Source organism: Bradyrhizobium sp. SZCCHNGR1005 (genome assembly GCF_032489995.1).
GTDB lineage: Bacteria > Pseudomonadota > Alphaproteobacteria > Rhizobiales > Xanthobacteraceae > Bradyrhizobium.
In genome coordinates, this window is record NZ_JAUEZC010000002.1 from 1 (window position 1) to 16,749 (window position 16,749).

Genomic DNA, 16,749 nt, shown 5'->3' on the forward strand with positions numbered 1-16,749 from the left:
TAAAGACCTATGTCCACTAAGGAATCAGTCCTCAACGAGCCGCGCAACCCAAAAAAGATGTGTGCATTCAATAGCCCCCTGTGGGGGAGGGCTGGGGTGGGGGGTGAGCCGCGACGGCGGTGCGTGTGGCTACCCCCCTCCCTGCCCCGCCCCCACAAGGGGGAAGGGAATGAGAGAACCCGACTCTGAGCCTCAAGGCAGCTCACATCACTCCCCCCTTCACCAGGGCGCGATAGTCGAGCCGGCGGTGGAACCAATACTGATAACCCGACACGTTCTTCTGCATCGCGACGTTGACATAGGGCTGATAGAGCGGGATGCGCGGAATGTCGGCGAAGGCGAGATCGACAAAGCCTTTCACGTCGGCATCGTACTTGGCCTTGTCGCCGATCGCGGCGGCGGCGCGGGCGCCGTCGATCAGGCCATCCATTGCCGCCGACTTGTAGCTCATCGTGTTGAACACGGAATTGTTGCCGTGATAGCACCAATAGAAGAAGTATTCAGGGTAATCGAGCCAGCCCGAGAAGATATTGGTGAAGAGCGGCATCTCCTTCTTGTTCAATTCGGTGCGCCAATTGGCACCGGGCACCTTGTTGATCGTGGTCTTGATGCCGAGCTGAGCAAGGCTCTCCTGCACCAGCACACAGAGCGGCTCATTGACCTGGGCAAAGTTGAGATCGAACGACAGCGTGGTCTCGAAGCCGTTGGCATATCCAGCCTCCGCGAGCAGCGCCTTGGCCTTTTCCATGTCGGTGACGTATTTGGTGGCCTGCGGCCAGGCGACCTCGGTCGGCTTGTCGGCTGCCGCGCCGAACATCGGATTGGCGAGACCGAACATCACGGCGTCCATGATCTTCTGATACGGCATCGCATAGGCGAGCGCCTGCCGCACCTTCGGATTGTCGAACGGCGGCTTGGTCACGTTCATGCCGATATATTGGATGCCGTTGGAGATCGGCAGCGACACCACGTTGAGCTTGCCGTTCGCCTTCATCTCCTGGAAGTCCTTGTTGGGCAGCTCATAGGAGATGTCCGCGTCGCCGCGTTCCAGCAGCGCGCGGCGGTTGCCCGCCTGCGGCACCATGCGCCAGATCACGCGCTTGATCTTCGGCAGCGGCCCTGAGGCCCATTCGTCGTTCCGCTCCATGACGACTTCGGTGCCCGCAGTCCATTTGGTCACCTTGTAGGCGCCGGAGCCTGCAGTCTGCTGCTTGGTAAATTCGAGGCCCCAGGGGTCCTTTTCGGAGGCGTTCTTCTTCACGAGCTCCGAATTGACGATGCAGGGCACGATCACGGCGAGATCGGGAATCGTCAGCCGATCCTTCTTGAGGAAATCGATGCGCACCGTGTGGTCGTCGACGACGACAAACTGCTCCGGCTTGGTCAGCGAGCCCGCGCTCATCTGGAAGGTCGGAAAGCCGCCAACGCTCACCGCCCGGTCGAGCGACCATTTGACGTCCTTGGCCGTCACCGGTGCGCCGTCGTGAAACTTGGCATTCTTGCGCAGCTTGAACGTCACCGACATGTCGCCGAGGTTCATGTCCTCCGCGAGCTCGGGCTTGAACTTGTCGCGGTCATAGTAAGGCACACCGCCCGGACCGCTTTTCATCTCGTGGCTGAGCAGTCGGTCGTAGCAATTCCATGACACCTCATAGCCTGGGACGTTGGTCCCGACTCCGTGGATGTCGAGATTGTTCGGCCCGCCCTCGGACACGATCAGAAGCGTCTCGGACCGGGCATCGGCCTTCGCCGATGAGATCACACTGGGTGCAACGGGCAGCACCGCCCCTGCGGCCAGTCCGGAAACCGATTTCAAGAAATCGCGACGCTTCATGCAAATGATCCGTCAGAAACGAGTCTTGAGGGAACGTTCGCAAGCTTCGTGCCAGCGGCGCTCACCGGCACAACCATTTGGAATTATTAGATAATGGGCGAATTGTCGCAGCCGTCGAGTCGGCGATTGCATACAATCATGCTATTTTGCTCATTCCTTGAGCGAAGATGTTGGGCGATCGCAATTGAGCACCCGGATCCGGCCAGAGCTCCTGAACCTCGTCCAGACTGCTCACCCCTAAAGGCCAGCCGTCGATACGCGACGCATCGATGGGAAGAGTTTCAGGATCAGCTGGTCCCTATCCGGACCAGCCGATTGGTTTCACCCACAAACGGCGCCGGCTCGAAGCTTGAACAGCCATGGTTGCTCGCGGTGTCCCGCGCCAAACGCAGCCAGAACTGCAGAAACGCGCGAAAGCTGCGAAATGACTTCGCGCTCGTCAGTTCGGATGTCGGGATCATCTTGCCGCCATTCTGCGGCGGCGAATTAGCTAGCGGTCTGGGCTTGCGCGCTCGAACTGCCGGAGCAGCTTATTGCCCCGCTCCACTGCGGCATCAAGGGCCGCCTCAGGTGATTTCCGTCCGCTCACGGCCTGTTCCAGCTCGTCCTCGATCGCATCGCGGATCAGCACGAAAGAGCCGAGCCGCAAGCCGCGTGAGTTTTCCGTTGGCGGATGCAGAGTGACCTGCTCGATCGAAATCGCGGTGCCCGGGTTGCGGTCGTAGAATCCTTGCGCCCTGGTGAGGTCGAAGGCGGCCTGGGTGATCGGAAGATAACCGGTGTTCTGATGCCAGGACGCCTGGACCTCGGGCTTTGACAGGAAGCTGAAGAATTTGGCTACCCCCTTGTACTCGGCGCTTGGGCGACCGCGGAGCACCCAGAGCGTCGCACCTCCGATAATCGAATTCTGCGGCGCCCCGGCAACATCCGGCCAGTACGGCATCATGCCGTAGCCGACCTCGAATTTGGAGTTGGCCCTGATGTCGGCCCGCGTCGCCGACGATCCGATGAAGATGCCGCACTCCCCCTTCTGAAAGCGCGGCTCGGCGGCCTGGCCGCGACCGCTATAATCGAACACTTTCATGGACTGCCACTTCGCCATTTGAGCGACGTGGCGGATCAAGACCGGATTGTTGAAGGTCAGGACGGCGTCGAGTCCGCCGAAACCGTTGCGGCGCGTCGCAAGCGGCAGGTTGTGAAAGGCGGAGAGATTCTCAACATGGATCCAGGAGGGCCACGACGTCGTGAAGCCGCAGAGGGCTCCATTGTCGCGCAGGCGCTTCGCGGCCAGGCCGAGCTCAGGCCAAGTCCTAGGCGCAGCATCCGGATTGAGCCCAGCGCGGCGGAACATGTCCTTGTTGTAGTACAAGATCGGGGTCGATGCGTTGAACGGAAACGACAGCAGATTGCCGTCGATATCGGCGTAATAGCCGGTCACCGCAGGCAGGTAGGCCGAGGACGAGAAACTCTCCTGTTCATCGCGCATCAGTTCGAAGACGGGGTAGATTGCGCCTTTGGCTGCCGTCATGGTCGCGGTGGCGATCTCGTTGACCTGCACGATCGCAGGCTGGCTGCGCGAGCGGAATGCGAAAATCGCCGCCGTCACCGTCTCCGTGTAGTTGCCCTTATAGCTCGGCACGATGCGGTAGTCGGTTTGCGAGGCATTGAACTCCGCGGCGAGCTTCTCGACCTGCTTACCGAGTTGGCCCGACATCGCGTGCCACCACATGATATCGGTTGCGGCAAAAGCGGGGGCACCCCAGCAACTCGCAGCGGCGACGAGGCCGATCCAGAAAGGACGCAAACTGAGGGGCACGATACGCTTCCCAATTCAAACTGATGAAATATTGCTCGGCGGAAATGGCGCCCTCACGAAGAGGGAGAGAAGCAACTTCAGGATGAGACAACCATCGAACAAAACGTTGACGGACATCGCGATCTCGGCAGAATCGTCTTATAGCACCCGTCAATAAAATACATTGAACCTTTTCGCGCCGGGCTCGACCTCATCTTCAAGGGGACCATGTTGGCTGTGTACCGCGCCTATCATTCGCGGACTTCGACTGTGGGTGCCGCGCCGATACGAGACGGACTCTCGGCCTTGCCACGGCCGGTCCGCGTCCGTCATCTTGACGGACACCTCAGCATAGTTGCGATGCACAATGTCGGCGATTGCATATCGCGGCGTGAGGTGCCGCTGGGCCAAAATACAACTAGAGCGAGTTATTCGCTCAGGTACGAGGCTAGGTAGCCCCCTCGTGACGAGCACCGACCAGCGAGGTGCCCCGGCCCGGCAAGTCAGCCTGGCAGCCCTCGGTCGCGCCCGGACGGTGCGCCTGCTGCGCGCGGTGCCGATCCGCTGGCGGATCTTGTCCATCGCAGCATTGAATTCTGCTGTCGTCATCGTGCTCGCGGCCCTGATCTGGAACGGCGCATCGGTGCTGGGCTCGGCCTGGGAAGATGTGCGGCAGGTACGGGAATCCGACAAGATCCTCGCGCTTCTTGAGAGCGAAACCAGCCGGCTGCAGAACCTGATTCACCGCTATATCAATCAGCCGAGCCCGGAACTGTTTGCCGAGATCCTGCTGTTGCGCGAGGCCGTTCTCGGCACCCTGACCACGCGCGCATCCACCGATCCGATGCTGTCCGGATCGGTCGAGGAACTGGAACACGTCACGGTCCGCTTCCTTGACGGATTCGGCGAGTTGCGCAGCCTGCAGGCGACCATCTCGAAGACCTATGAAGACGAGGTGCTCGGACCCGCCCGCGAAATGGCCGGGCTCTATTCTGTGATCGAGGGCGCCACCGGCCACCGCGATGCGCAGATCTGGCCGGCGCTCGGCCGGTCGCGCGAAGCCTTTACCGGGATGCTGGTCGCGGCCAACTCCTATTACTTGTCGCTCGCGCCGGCCTCGGCCGAGGACGCCCGCCGCAACACCGAGACGATCGAGAAGACGATCCCGGTGATGTCGAGCCTTGCCGACAACGACCTGCAGCGGATGGCGCTGGAGCGGCTTGCGGCGCGCACCGCCGCACTGCGCGCCGGCTTCTCGAAGCTCTCCGAGCAGCTCACCAACCGGACCGACCTGTTACGCAACACGATCGATGCGAGCCAGGCCGAGACCATCGGCGCCATCGACGATCTGTCGGTGAAGATGCGCCAACGCGAGCAAAAGGCGCAGACCACCTTCGACCACACGCTGGCCGACATTTCGCGCCGGGTGCTCTCGATCGCCGTGATCTTCCTTGGAATCATCCTGTCCGCAGGGGTGCTGATCGCGCTCTCGATCCGGCTTCCGCTGCAGCAGATCATGACCGCCATGCGAGCGATCGCCTCCGGCGATTATGGCCGCGAGGTCCAGGGCACCGAGGCGCGGGACGAGATCGGCGCCATGGCGCGGGCGGTCGAGATCTTCCGCGAAAACGCGATCGCCAAACGCAAGACCGAGGACGAGCTGCGCACATCCAAGGAAAAGGCGGAGAGCGCCCTGCTCGAGCTCAATGCCGCGCAGCGCAACCTGATCGACGCCGAGCGGCTCGCGGCCTTAGGCGGTCTGGTGGCCGGTGTCGCGCACGAGGTGAACAATCCGATCGGCATCAGCCTCACGGTCGCATCGAGCTTTGCGCGCCGCGCCGAGATCTTCGAAGCGGAGCTGAAATCGTCCAATGGGCTGCGTCGCTCGCAGCTGGAGGAGTTCGTGCGCTCCTCGCGCGATGCTTCGCAGCAGCTGGTCGCGAATCTGCTGCGCGCCGGCGAATTGATCCAGTCCTTCAAACAGGTCGCAGTCGACCGCTCGCATGCGGAGCGACGACAGTTCATCCTCGGCGAGGCGACGGACCAGATCATCACCAGCCTGCGGCCAGTGCTGAAACGGGCGCCGATCGAGCTGACCGCGGACGTGCCCGAAGGACTCCTGGTCGACGGCTATCCGGGCTCCTATGGGCAGATTTTGACCAATCTGTTCCTCAATGCGGTCAATCATGCGTTTGCCGACGGCCGCGCTGGCACGATCTCGATCACGGCGCGGCCGCGCGGGCCCGACGACATCGAGATCATCTTCTCCGATAGCGGTGCCGGCATGACACCCGAAGTGCAGCGCCAAGCCTTCGATCCGTTCTTCACGACCCGCCGCAATGAAGGTGGTACCGGACTCGGATTGCATATCGTCTATAATCTTGTAACCCAGCAGCTCGGCGGCCGCATGATGCTGGAGTCGAGGCTGGGACAAGGCACCACTTTTCGCATTATCATGCCACGGGTCGCCCGAGGTTCTAAAGAATTGGGCGGCTCTGAAACCGCAGGGGACGGAACGACGCAATGGCCGAACAGGACGATGTCCTCCACCTGATCGACGACACCGGCATCGTCGAACACGATCATTCGGCGCGAAAATGGAAGATCGCGGTCATCGACGACGACCGTGCGGTGCATGAGGGCACGCGCTTTGCGCTCTCCGACTACAGTCTCAACGGCCAAGGCCTTGAGATCCTGTCGGCCTATTCGGCGGCCGAAGGCCGCGCCCTGATGCGCGAGCACCCCGACGTCGCAGCGGTCCTGCTCGACGTCATCATGGAGACGGATGTCGCCGGCCTCGAGCTCGTGGAGTATATCCGCAACGAGATCAAGAACGAGACCGTGCGCATCATCCTGCGCACCGGACAGCCTGGCCAAGCGCCGGAGCGGCGGGTCATCGTTCAGTACGATATCAACGACTACAAGGCGAAGACCGAGCTCACCGCCGACAAATTGTTCACCTCGCTGACCGCCGCGCTGCGCAGCTATCAGCAGCTCGAGCGCATGGTGCAGACCCGGCGCGGCCTCGAGATCATCATCGATGCCGCCTCGACGCTCTACGATTTCAAGTCGATGCAGCGGCTCGCCGAAGGCGTGCTGACCCAGATCGCCTCGCTGCTCAATGTCGACTGCGCCGGAATTCTGGTGTTGCGGGACGACGGCAGCCAAACGGAAGATTTTTCCGTGCTGGCGGGCTCCGGATGTTACAGCCGCTTCACGGGCACGCCCAGCTCGAAATCGCTCGACCCGGACCTGCGCGACATGGTGGAGGCCGCCTTCAAGCAGCGCGTGAACGAATTCGCTGACCAGCGCACCGTGCTCTATGTTCGCACCGGAAGCGGCCGCGAGGTGGTCGTGCTGCTGCAGGCCGAACGGCCGCTCTCCGAGACCGACCGCTCGCTGGTCGAGATCTTCTCCAGCCGATTGTCCATCGCCTTCGACAACGTGATCCTGTACCAGCAGCTGCAAGAGGCCAACACCCAGCTCGAAGACCGCGTGGCGCAGCGGACCCGCGCGCTGATGCAGGCGAACCGCAGGCTGTCGGCGCAATGGCTTCGCCTGCAGCGCGCCAACGGATTCAAGAACGAGATTCTCGGCACCGTCGCTCACGATTTGAAGAATCCGCTCAGCGTGATCCTGGGCCGCACCGAAATGCTCACGGAGTTGATCGCGACCGGTGCATCCAGGGACGGCATCACCTCGCAGGTCGAGCACATCCGCGACGCCGCCAGGCGACTGACTTCGATGGTCGATCATCTGATTTCCGATGCCATGGCGGACGCCTTCGACATCACGATCCGTCGCGAGCCGGTCGATATCGCCGCCCTTGTCCACGAGGTCGTCGAGGCAAACCAGCCGCTGGCGCACAACAAGCAGCAGATCATCTCGGTATCGGCGCCGCCGCATCTGGTGACGATGTGCGACGCGGATCGCATCCGCGAGGCGATCGACAATCTGCTCAGCAACGCCATCAAATACAGCCCGATCGGCGGCCGGATTGCGGTCGAGGTCGCCGGCGACGAGGACAATGTGACGCTCGGCGTGAGCGACCAAGGCGCGGGTCTGTCGCCTGAGGACCTCGGGCGACTATTCGGCCGGTTCCAGCGGCTGTCGGCCAAGCCCACCGCCGGAGAGAGCTCGACCGGGCTCGGCCTCTCGATTGTCAAGCGTATCATCGATATGCATGGCGGCGAGGTGACTGCTAAAAGCGATGGTCCCGGCCAGGGATCGACCTTCACCATCAGCCTCCCGACCACCGAACCGTCATGAGCCAGAACCAGCACATCATCATCGTCGACGACGAGGCACCGGCCCGCGAAATGGTCGGCGATTATCTCAAGATGCACGGCTTCACCGTGACCTTGTGCGACGGCGGCAAAAGCCTGCGCAGCGCGATCGATTCCGGCCCTGCCGACCTCGTCGTGCTCGACCTCAATATGCCCGAGGAGGATGGGCTTTCGATCATCCGCGACCTCAAGAACCGGACCAACATCCCGGTCATCATGCTGACGGCGACTGCAAGCCCGATCGATCGCGTCGTCGGTCTCGAGCTCGGCGCGGATGACTATGTCGCCAAGCCCTGCGAGCTGCGCGAACTGATGGCCCGGATCCGCTCCGTGCTGCGGCGGAGCACGCCGGCGAAAGCGGCGCCGGCCGCACCCGCCCCCGTGGCCGCAAAGCAGGACCAATTGATCCGTTTCGGCACGAAATGGCTCGATCTCGACGCGCAGGCGTTGCGCGACGACGAAGGCAACGAGCATCCGCTGACCGCGTCCGAGTTCGGTCTCCTCAAGGTGTTTGCGGCCAATCCGAAACGGGTGCTGTCGCGGGAACGGCTGCTGGAGCTTGCCAACGCCCGCGATGCCGAGGCGTTCGATCGCGCGGTCGATCTGCGCATCATGCGAATCCGCCGTAAGATCGAGCCGGATCCGGCCAAACCGGCCGTCATCCGCACCGTCCGTGGGGGCGGGTACCTGTTCTCCCCCGCCGGAGAGAAGGCCTGACATCTGCCCTCCCAGCGGTACCGCGGGGTAACGGAATATTCCTTCCTGCGGAAATATCCACAATTTCGCCACAAGTATTTCGCTGCGTTTCTTCCGACGAAACAATTCCGCTGACCCACGAAACCATTTTCCCGGTTCCGTGCAGACGTCCCGAAACCGGAGTTCATTAACAATCCGCTCCGACGAAACGCCGCAAAGGGGGCGGCGGAACGGGAGAGCGTCATGCAAAACGTCGTTGCCATCAATTCCGCAGCCAGTCAGGGCATCATCGCCGCCCAGACGACCTCGGACGAAATGCTCCTGCAGAGCATTGCCGATGGCGGCCGCACCGCGATGCAGATTCTGTATTCGCGGCATAATGTGCGGGTCTATCGCTTCATCCTGCGGATCGTGCGCGACACCACGATTGCGGAAGACCTTGTCAGCCAGGTGTTCCTGGACGTTTGGCGGACCGCCAAGCAGTTCGAAGGCCGCTCGCAGGTCTCGACCTGGCTGTTGTCGATCGCACGCTTCAAGGCGCTGACCGCGCTGCGCCAGCGCCGTTTCGAGGATATCGATCAGGAAGAGGTGCTGGAGATCGCCGACGGATCCGACACGCCGGAAACGTCGTTGGATCGCGCCACAACCAACGCCATCTTGCGCGCCTGTGTCGCAAAATTGTCGCCCGCTCACCGCGAGATCATCAATCTCGTCTACTATCATGAGAAGTCGGTTGAGGAGGTCGGACAGATCATCGGCATTCCGCAAAGCACGGTGAAGACCCGGATGTTCTATGCGCGCAAGCAGCTCGCCGGTTTGTTGCGAGGCGCGGGCGTGAACAGCCTCGCGGCTTGACTGACGGACAAATAGTAAAAAGTCTTCGTATCCAAGAGTTTGTCGGGACGATGCCCCGGCGAGGTTTGCCGGAATGGCGCCGAATGAAACAATTGAAACGATCGGCGAAATCACCCGGAAAAGGTCTGTTGCTAGACATTCGATCGCCGACCGGAGCTCAGTCCCCCAGCTGGCTTCGGTCCTGAGACGAGCAAGTTCTTCATCTGACGAACTGAAGCTTCCAAGTTGCCCGACGGCCCGGAGGATGCCCCCCTCCGGGCCGTAGTCTTTTGCAAGGCCGGCGCGGACACAGCGCCATTTGGGGGCGAAATGCCACCGCGCTCCAGGCTTTTGATCGGGCGCGGTCTTTCCCGGACCACGCCGTGAGGCAATTTGGCATTTGATCTTTCCGAGTAACCAGTGCGATTTCTCCGTCACGTGGCGCGTGCTAAAGCAGCTGCGCAGGGCTGACGGACGGTGCGCATGTTCGGTTTGGACGCAGTTGATCTGGCACGGGCGCAATTCGCATTCACGATGACCTTCCACATCGTGTTTCCGGCGTTCTCGATAGGCTTGGCCTCCTACCTCGCCGTGCTCGAAGCGCTGTGGCTCTGGACCGGGCGCGAGGTCTTCATCAACCTCTTCCATTATTGGCTGAAGATCTTCGCGGTCGCCTTCGGCATGGGCGTGGTGTCGGGCATCGTGATGTCCTACCAATTCGGCACCAACTGGTCGGTGTTCTCCGACAAGGTCGGTCCGGTGATCGGCCCCTTGATGGCCTATGAGGTGCTGACCGCCTTCTTCCTCGAGGCCGGCTTCCTCGGCGTCATGCTGTTCGGCCTGAAGCGCGTCGGTCCCCGCCTGCATTTCTTTGCGACGTTGATGGTCGCGGTCGGCACCCTGATCTCCGCATTCTGGATTCTCTCGGCCAATTCCTGGATGCAGACGCCCGCCGGCTACGCCGTCAATGCCGAGGGCCAATTCGTCTCCGTTGATTGGCCGAAGGTGATCTTCAATCCCTCGTTCCCCTATCGCCTGGTCCATATGGTGCTGGCGGCCTATCTGACTACGGCCCTCCTGGTCGGCGCGGTCGGCGCCTTCCATCTGCTGCGCAACGCGCACCTTCCCGGACCGCGCGTGATGTTCTCGATGGCGATGTGGATGGCGACCCTGGTCGCACCCATCCAGATCCTCGCCGGCGACCAGCACGGCCTCAACACGCTTGAGCACCAGCCGGCAAAGATCATGGCGATGGAAGGTCATTTCGAGAGCCACAAGGACGGCGCGCCTCTGTATCTGTTCGGCTGGCCGGATGAAACCGCCGGGAAGCTGGAATACGCCGTCGGCATCCCGAAACTGGGCTCGCTGATCCTGAAACACGCCCCGGACGCGCCCCTCGCCGGCCTGGATACCGTGCCGCGAGAGAATTGGCCGCCGGTCGCGATTCCGTTCTGGACCTTCCGCATCATGGTCGGGCTCGGACTGCTGATGTTCGCGCTCGGCCTCTTCAGCCTGTGGGAGCGCTGGCGCGGCCGGCTGTACCAATCGCCGCTGCTGCATCGCTTCGCGATCGCGATGGGGCCGGCCGGATTCATCGCTGTCATCGCGGGCTGGATGACGACCGAGACCGGCCGCCAGCCCTTCACCGTGTACGGGCTGCTCCGCACCGTCGATGCAGCTTCACCGCTTGCGGCACCTGCGGTGGGCTCGTCCTTGCTCGCCTTCGTCATCGTCTATTTCATCGTCTATGCCGCCGGCATTCTCTATCTGCTGCGCCTGATGGCCGAACCGCCGCATCCCGGCGAGCAAGGACCAAGCAGCGAGAGCCCGATCCGCACCGCGGGCATCACGCCGGCGCCCAGCGTGCCGACAGGAGCTGGCGCAAGATGACTGCATCGATCGATCTCGCCACGCTCTGGGCCTTCATCATCGCCTTCGCCGTTTTCGTCTATGTCGTGATGGACGGTTTCGATCTCGGGCTCGGCATCCTGTTTCCGCTGTTTCCGGCGAAACAGGATCGCGATGTCATCACCAACAGCGTCGCACCCGTTTGGGATGGCAACGAGACCTGGCTCGTGCTCGGCGGCGGCGGGCTGATGGCGGCGTTTCCGCTCGCCTACGCCATCCTGCTGCCGGCGCTCTACACGCCCCTGATCGCGATGCTGGTCGGCCTGATCTTCCGCGGGGTCGCCTTCGAATTCCGCTGGCGCACCCGCAACAGCCGCCATCTCTGGGATCTCGCCTTCGCGGGGGGCTCCTGGATCGCGGCCCTGGCGCAGGGCATCGCGCTTGGCGCGATCCTGCAAGGCGTGCATGTCGAACACAGGCAATATGCCGGCGGCTGGTGGGATTGGCTCAGCCCCTTCAGCATCCTGACCGGCGTCTCCCTGGTGATCGGCTATGCGCTGCTCGGTGCCACCTGGCTGATCCTGAAGACCGAGGGCGAGTTGCGCGACAGGGCCTACCGGCTGAGCTGGTATCTGTTGTTTGCGATGCTGATCGCCATCGGTGTGGTCAGCCTCGCCACGCCGCTGCTCACCATTCAATATGCGCAGCGCTGGTTCTCCTGGCCCGCGATCGTGCTCACCGCGCCGGTGCCGCTCGCCGTGATCGCAGTGACAGTGCTGCTGATGAAGAACCTCGCCGAAAAGCGCGATGGCTGGCCGTTCGCGTTGTCGCTGCTGCTCTTCCTGCTGTCCTATGCCGGGCTCGGCATCAGCATGTATCCCTACATCGTGCCGCAAAGCGTCACGATCTGGCAGGCGGCGGCGCCCGAGCGCAGCCAATTGTTCATGCTCGTCGGCGTCGCCGTGCTGATCCCGCTGATTCTCGCCTATACCGGCTGGGCCTATTGGGTGTTTCGCGGCAAGGTCAGGCCCGAGAGCGGCTATCACTGATGCGCTCCTTAAACGGAGAGCCGCCGCTTGCGAAGCGCCTGCTGTGGTTCGCGGCGTTGTGGCTCGCCGGCGTCGGCACTGTCGCAGCCGTCGCATTCGTGCTGCGGCTCTGGCTGAAGCACGCCTGACACGCAGTTCCCCTGGCTTGACTTCCCACCGAATTCGCCGCTTTGATCTGGCGGGTGGTATGGACGGGGCAAGCTTGGCAGGAGCCGTTAGGGAGAGCTTGGAATGGCGGGGTTGCGTCACCTCATCTGCATCACTACGACCGCGATCGCTTTGGCGTTGTCCGCCGCGCAGGCTTGCGCGCAGCAGCCCGAGGATCCCGGCGATCAGCCCGGCCTCGTCGCCGATGACGGCTACGAGCTCGATCCGGAATGGCGCAAGCAGATCGTCTATTACCGCACCACCGAGCCGCCCGGCACCATCATCATCTCCACCACCGAACGTCACCTCTATCTGGTGCAGCCCGGCGGCCGTGCGATCCGCTATGGCATCGGCGTCGGCCGCGACGGCTTTCAGTGGCAAGGCCTTCTGAACGTCACCAAGAAGGCCGAGTGGCCGGACTGGACGCCGCCGCCGGAGATGATCGCGCGCCAACCCTATCTGCCGCGCTTCATGGCCGGCGGCCCCGGCAACCCGCTCGGGGCACGGGCCATGTATCTCGGCACCACGGTCTATCGCATCCACGGCACCAACCAGCCCTGGACCATCGGCACCAAGATTTCCTCCGGCTGCTTCCGCCTCGTCAATACCGACGTCGCCGATCTCTATGATCGCGTGCCGGTCGGCACCAAGGTCGTCGTGCGACAGAAGCCGGAATTGTGACGGCACTGTCGCGCTCTTCATTTCGATCCATCGGTTTCTTCTGACTTTTGCGAGACACGCATGATGCGCACTTTCTGGGGCGGCCTCTTGATCGGGCTCGCTGTCGCTGTTCTCGTCGCGATCTCCGGCATCATTTATGAGTTCTACGACACCCGCACCTTGAAGCGGACCGTGCGTCGCGGCGAGGTGCTGTGCGGCGTCAACGCCGGCCTGCCGGGCTTCTCGATCCCCGACGACAAGGGCAATTGGACCGGGTTCGACGTCGACTTCTGCCGCGCGGTCGCGGCTGCGATCTTCGACGATCCGAACAAGGCGACGTTCGTGCCGCTCGACGCCAATGAGCGCTTCAAGGAGCTGCAGAGCCGCAAGGTCGACATCCTTTCGCGCAACTCGACCTGGAGCATGTCGCGCGAGCAGAACTACGACCTCTATTTCCCTGCGGTCGCCTATTACGACGGCCAGGGCTTCATGGTGCCGCGCTCGCGCAAGATCGAGAATGCGCTGGACCTCTCCGGCAGCAAGGTCTGCGTCCAGGACGCGACCAGCAATGCGCTCAACCTCGCCGACTACTTCCGGACCAACAACATGAAGTACGAGGAGGTAAAGCTCGCCAAGCTCGACGACGTGGTCCAGGCCTATGACAGCGGCAAGTGCGACACCTTCACCGCCGATGTCTCGCAGCTTTATGCGCTGCGGCTGAAACTGTCGAAGCCGAACGACCACGACATCCTGCCGGACGTGATCTCCAAGGAGCCGCTCGCACCCGTGGTGCGCCAGCGCGACGACGACTGGATGATGATCGTCAAGTGGACGCTCTATGCGATGATCAACGCCGAGGAGCTCGGCGTCACTTCCAAGAACATCGACGAGGCCTTGAAGTCGAAGAAGCCGGACGTGATGCGGCTGGTCGGCAACGAAGGCTCGTTCGGCGAGGATCTCGGCCTCACCAAGGACTGGGCGGTGCGCATCATCCGGCATGTCGGCAATTATGGCGAGGTCTATGAGCGCAACATCGGCAGCCGATCCAGCCTGAAGATTCCGCGTGGCATGAACGAGCTCTGGAACGCCGGCGGCATTCAATATGCGCCGCCGATCCGGTGAGGCGAAGGACGGCGCGGACACAATCCCTCCACCGTCATTCCGGGGCGCCCGAAGGGCGAGCCCGGAATCCATACTCCGGATCGTGGTTATGGATTCCGGGTTCGCGACTTCGTCGCGCCCCGGAATGACAAGCTGAGGGTTCGTAGCCTCTCTCACGACTTCAACGCTGGAACAACGAGATATGCGTCCGCGTTCTCGCGGCGCATAGCGTCCGAGCTGTGCAAATTCATCGCCCTTTCGAGATAGAGAGGGCGCAGGGAAGGCCGGACCTCGACTGAGGCCCGTGGCCCGCCTGCTCAAAAAAATGCAGGCGGCAGGTACCACAGGATCAGCCGGACGACCCGGCCTTCCCTGCGCAATGGTTTTAACGGCTGCTTCGCGATCTCCCCGGTGCGCCGGGCTTTCTGGCCACCGTTTGCGCATGATGCTGTCGCATCAGCGCGACCTCAGCGTCGGGAGGTCAGGACCACGCGACTTGACCGTCCGCATCGAAGTCGTTCGTCAGCTTCGCAAACGCAAAGCCCGACACCGATGCGTCCACCGCTCCCCGCTGCTACGCTTCGTGACGATCGGCCGAAACGCCCCTCTTCATCGCGAACGGGATGGCCGAGATCATCCTTGTGATTTGCCCGACACGGCAAGGCCGCATGCCTGCGGCAGATTGGCACGACAGGCAATTTGCGCATGACGGCGCTGCGCGAAATGCCCGTCGGACATCTGACGAGCACGTCATTCCGTGGCGCTCGGAGGGCGACCAGATCCTTGAAGCTGCGGTTCGGGCCGAGCAAATGCTTCGTAGATGTGCTATGCTGTCTCGATGACCAGGCAGATCGCTTCAGGCGATCCGCGTTCCACAAGCGTGTTTCCGCGATGACCATACAGACACCGCAGCCGATCGCGACCGAAGCGTTCACCGACGCCGATGCGGCCGTTGCCCGGCTCGAAGAGATCTACGCGCGCCACACCGAGTTCCTGCGCGACCGTTTCGAAGCCTATGCCAACGGCCAGGTGTTCGCCACGCGCGTCCGCGCCCATTATCCGTTCGTGCGCATCACCACCACTACGCATGCACGGCTGGATTCGCGGCTGTCCTACGGGTTCGTCGCCCGCCCGGGCGTGCACGAAACCAGCATCACCCGCCCCGACGTCTTCCGGCTGTATCTCACAGAGCAGATCCGGCTATTGATCGAGAATCACGGACTGCCGGTCGAGGTCGGCGTCTCCAACGAGCCGATCCCGCTTCACTTCGCCTACCGGCGCGACATCAATGTCGAGGGGACGCTGGCGAGCGCCGACAGTCCTCTGCTGATGCGGTCGCTACGCGACGTGTTCGATACGCCCAATCTCGCCGCGATGGACGATGCCATCGCCGACGGCACGCTGGAGCTGAGGCCCGGCGACCCCGAGCCGCTGTCGCTGTTCCGGGCGGCGCGCGTCGATTACTCGCTGCGGCGGCTTTATCACTACACCGGGACCGATCCGGAGCACTTCCAGAATTTCGTGATCTTCACCAACTACCAGTTCTATGTCGATGCGTTCGCGCAGGCCTGCCAGCAGCGTCTTGCCGCGGGCGAAGCTGGCCCCGACAGCTTCGTCGCACCGGGCAATGTGATCACGCGCAACCAGCGCCTGGGCGGCGGCACGACCGGCACGGCGCCCGAGCGCATGCCGCAGATGCCGGCCTACCATCTGGTCGAGCCGGGCTATCGAGGCATCACCCTGATCAATATCGGCACCGGTCCGTCGAACGCGCGCAACGTGACCGACCATGTCGCCGTGCTGCGACCGCATGCCTGGCTGATGCTCGGGCATTGCGCCGGCCTGCGCAACTCGCAGCGGCTCGGCGACTATGTGCTCGCGCACGGCTACGTTCGCGAGGACCATGTGCTCGATCACGAACTGCCGACATCCGTGCCGATCCCCGCGCTCGCCGAGATGCAGGTCGCGCTGGAGGCGGCCGTCGCCGACATCACGGGACTGTCGGGTTTCGAGCTCAAGCGGGTGATGCGCACCGGCACCGTTGCCTCTGTCGACAACCGGAACTGGGAGATCAGTGGCCCCGAGGTGATTCGCCGGCTGTCGCAATCGCGCGCCGTCGCGCTCGACATGGAATCAGCGGCGATCGCGGCCAATGGCTATCGCTTCCGCGTGCCCTATGGCACGCTGCTATGCGTGTCCGACAAGCCGCTGCATGGCGAGATCAAGCTCGCCGGCATGGCCAATGAGTTCTATCGCCAGCGCGTCGGCCAGCATCTGCAGATCGGGCTGAAGGCGCTCGACACGCTCAAGCAGGAGGAATCCGAGCGGCTGCATTCGCGCAAATTGCGCAGCTTCGCGGAAGTGGCGTTTCAATAGGTTGATGTTGGAACAAGATTCGTGGCCGACGGTGGCACAGGGTGCCGCTGTGATGATCCGTCTGGCTCCGCAAACTCGCGGTCGTCCCTGCGAACGCAGGGATAACCACCGTAATCAGCGGTA

12 protein-coding genes are annotated in these 16,749 nt (G+C 62.7%); 10 read left to right on the forward strand and 2 right to left on the reverse strand.

What is annotated here, in order from left to right:
• Positions 1 to 202: 202 nt before the first annotated feature.
• The gene (locus QXZ85_RS06230) at positions 203 to 1,834 is read right to left on the reverse strand and encodes an ABC transporter substrate-binding protein (RefSeq protein WP_316173778.1); all 1,632 of its coding nucleotides are present in this window, start codon (positions 1,832 to 1,834) and stop codon (positions 203 to 205) included.
• A 490-nt stretch (positions 1,835 to 2,324) separates the two neighbouring features.
• Positions 2,325 to 3,638: a sn-glycerol-3-phosphate ABC transporter substrate-binding protein UgpB gene (gene ugpB, locus QXZ85_RS06235; RefSeq protein ID WP_409977477.1), complete on the reverse strand. Its 1,314-nt coding sequence runs from the start codon at positions 3,636 to 3,638 to the stop codon at positions 2,325 to 2,327.
• Between the two features lie 544 nt (positions 3,639 to 4,182).
• On the opposite strand from ugpB, the gene QXZ85_RS06240 reads away from it, so the two are divergent.
• The 10 genes from QXZ85_RS06240 (at position 4,183) to QXZ85_RS06285 (ending at position 16,626) form a co-directional block, all read left to right on the forward strand.
• A complete protein-coding gene (locus QXZ85_RS06240) occupies positions 4,183 to 6,183 on the forward strand; it encodes an ATP-binding protein (protein ID WP_315703170.1) in 2,001 nt (666 codons plus the stop codon).
• Positions 6,153 to 7,898, forward strand: a complete 1,746-nt coding sequence (locus tag QXZ85_RS06245; RefSeq protein WP_315702711.1) for a DUF3369 domain-containing protein — start codon at positions 6,153 to 6,155, stop codon at positions 7,896 to 7,898. The genes QXZ85_RS06240 and QXZ85_RS06245 overlap by 31 nt, the downstream gene beginning before the upstream one ends.
• A complete protein-coding gene (locus QXZ85_RS06250) occupies positions 7,895 to 8,632 on the forward strand; it encodes a response regulator (RefSeq protein WP_315702710.1) in 738 nt (245 codons plus the stop codon). The genes QXZ85_RS06245 and QXZ85_RS06250 overlap by 4 nt, the downstream gene beginning before the upstream one ends.
• A gap of 222 nt (positions 8,633 to 8,854) precedes the next feature.
• A complete protein-coding gene (locus tag QXZ85_RS06255) occupies positions 8,855 to 9,466 on the forward strand; it encodes a sigma-70 family RNA polymerase sigma factor (protein ID WP_315702709.1) in 612 nt (203 codons plus the stop codon).
• A gap of 462 nt (positions 9,467 to 9,928) precedes the next feature.
• Positions 9,929 to 11,335 (forward strand): cytochrome ubiquinol oxidase subunit I, encoded by a 1,407-nt coding sequence (locus QXZ85_RS06260; RefSeq protein WP_315768926.1) that lies wholly within the window; start codon positions 9,929 to 9,931, stop codon positions 11,333 to 11,335.
• Positions 11,332 to 12,342: a cytochrome d ubiquinol oxidase subunit II gene (cydB, locus tag QXZ85_RS06265; protein ID WP_315702707.1), complete on the forward strand. Its 1,011-nt coding sequence runs from the start codon at positions 11,332 to 11,334 to the stop codon at positions 12,340 to 12,342. The genes QXZ85_RS06260 and cydB overlap by 4 nt, the downstream gene beginning before the upstream one ends.
• Positions 12,342 to 12,470: a DUF2474 domain-containing protein gene (locus QXZ85_RS06270; protein WP_315702706.1), complete on the forward strand. Its 129-nt coding sequence runs from the start codon at positions 12,342 to 12,344 to the stop codon at positions 12,468 to 12,470. The genes cydB and QXZ85_RS06270 overlap by 1 nt, the downstream gene beginning before the upstream one ends.
• 103 nt (positions 12,471 to 12,573) lie before the next feature.
• Positions 12,574 to 13,170, forward strand: coding sequence for a L,D-transpeptidase (locus QXZ85_RS06275; protein ID WP_315702705.1), 597 nt, complete (start codon positions 12,574 to 12,576; stop codon positions 13,168 to 13,170).
• A 63-nt stretch (positions 13,171 to 13,233) separates the two neighbouring features.
• Positions 13,234 to 14,271, forward strand: coding sequence for an amino acid ABC transporter substrate-binding protein (locus tag QXZ85_RS06280; protein ID WP_315703169.1), 1,038 nt, complete (start codon positions 13,234 to 13,236; stop codon positions 14,269 to 14,271).
• Positions 14,272 to 15,141: 870 nt separating this feature from the next.
• The gene (locus QXZ85_RS06285) at positions 15,142 to 16,626 is read left to right on the forward strand and encodes an AMP nucleosidase (RefSeq protein ID WP_315744225.1); all 1,485 of its coding nucleotides are present in this window, start codon (positions 15,142 to 15,144) and stop codon (positions 16,624 to 16,626) included.
• The last annotated feature ends 123 nt before the right edge of the window (positions 16,627 to 16,749 follow it).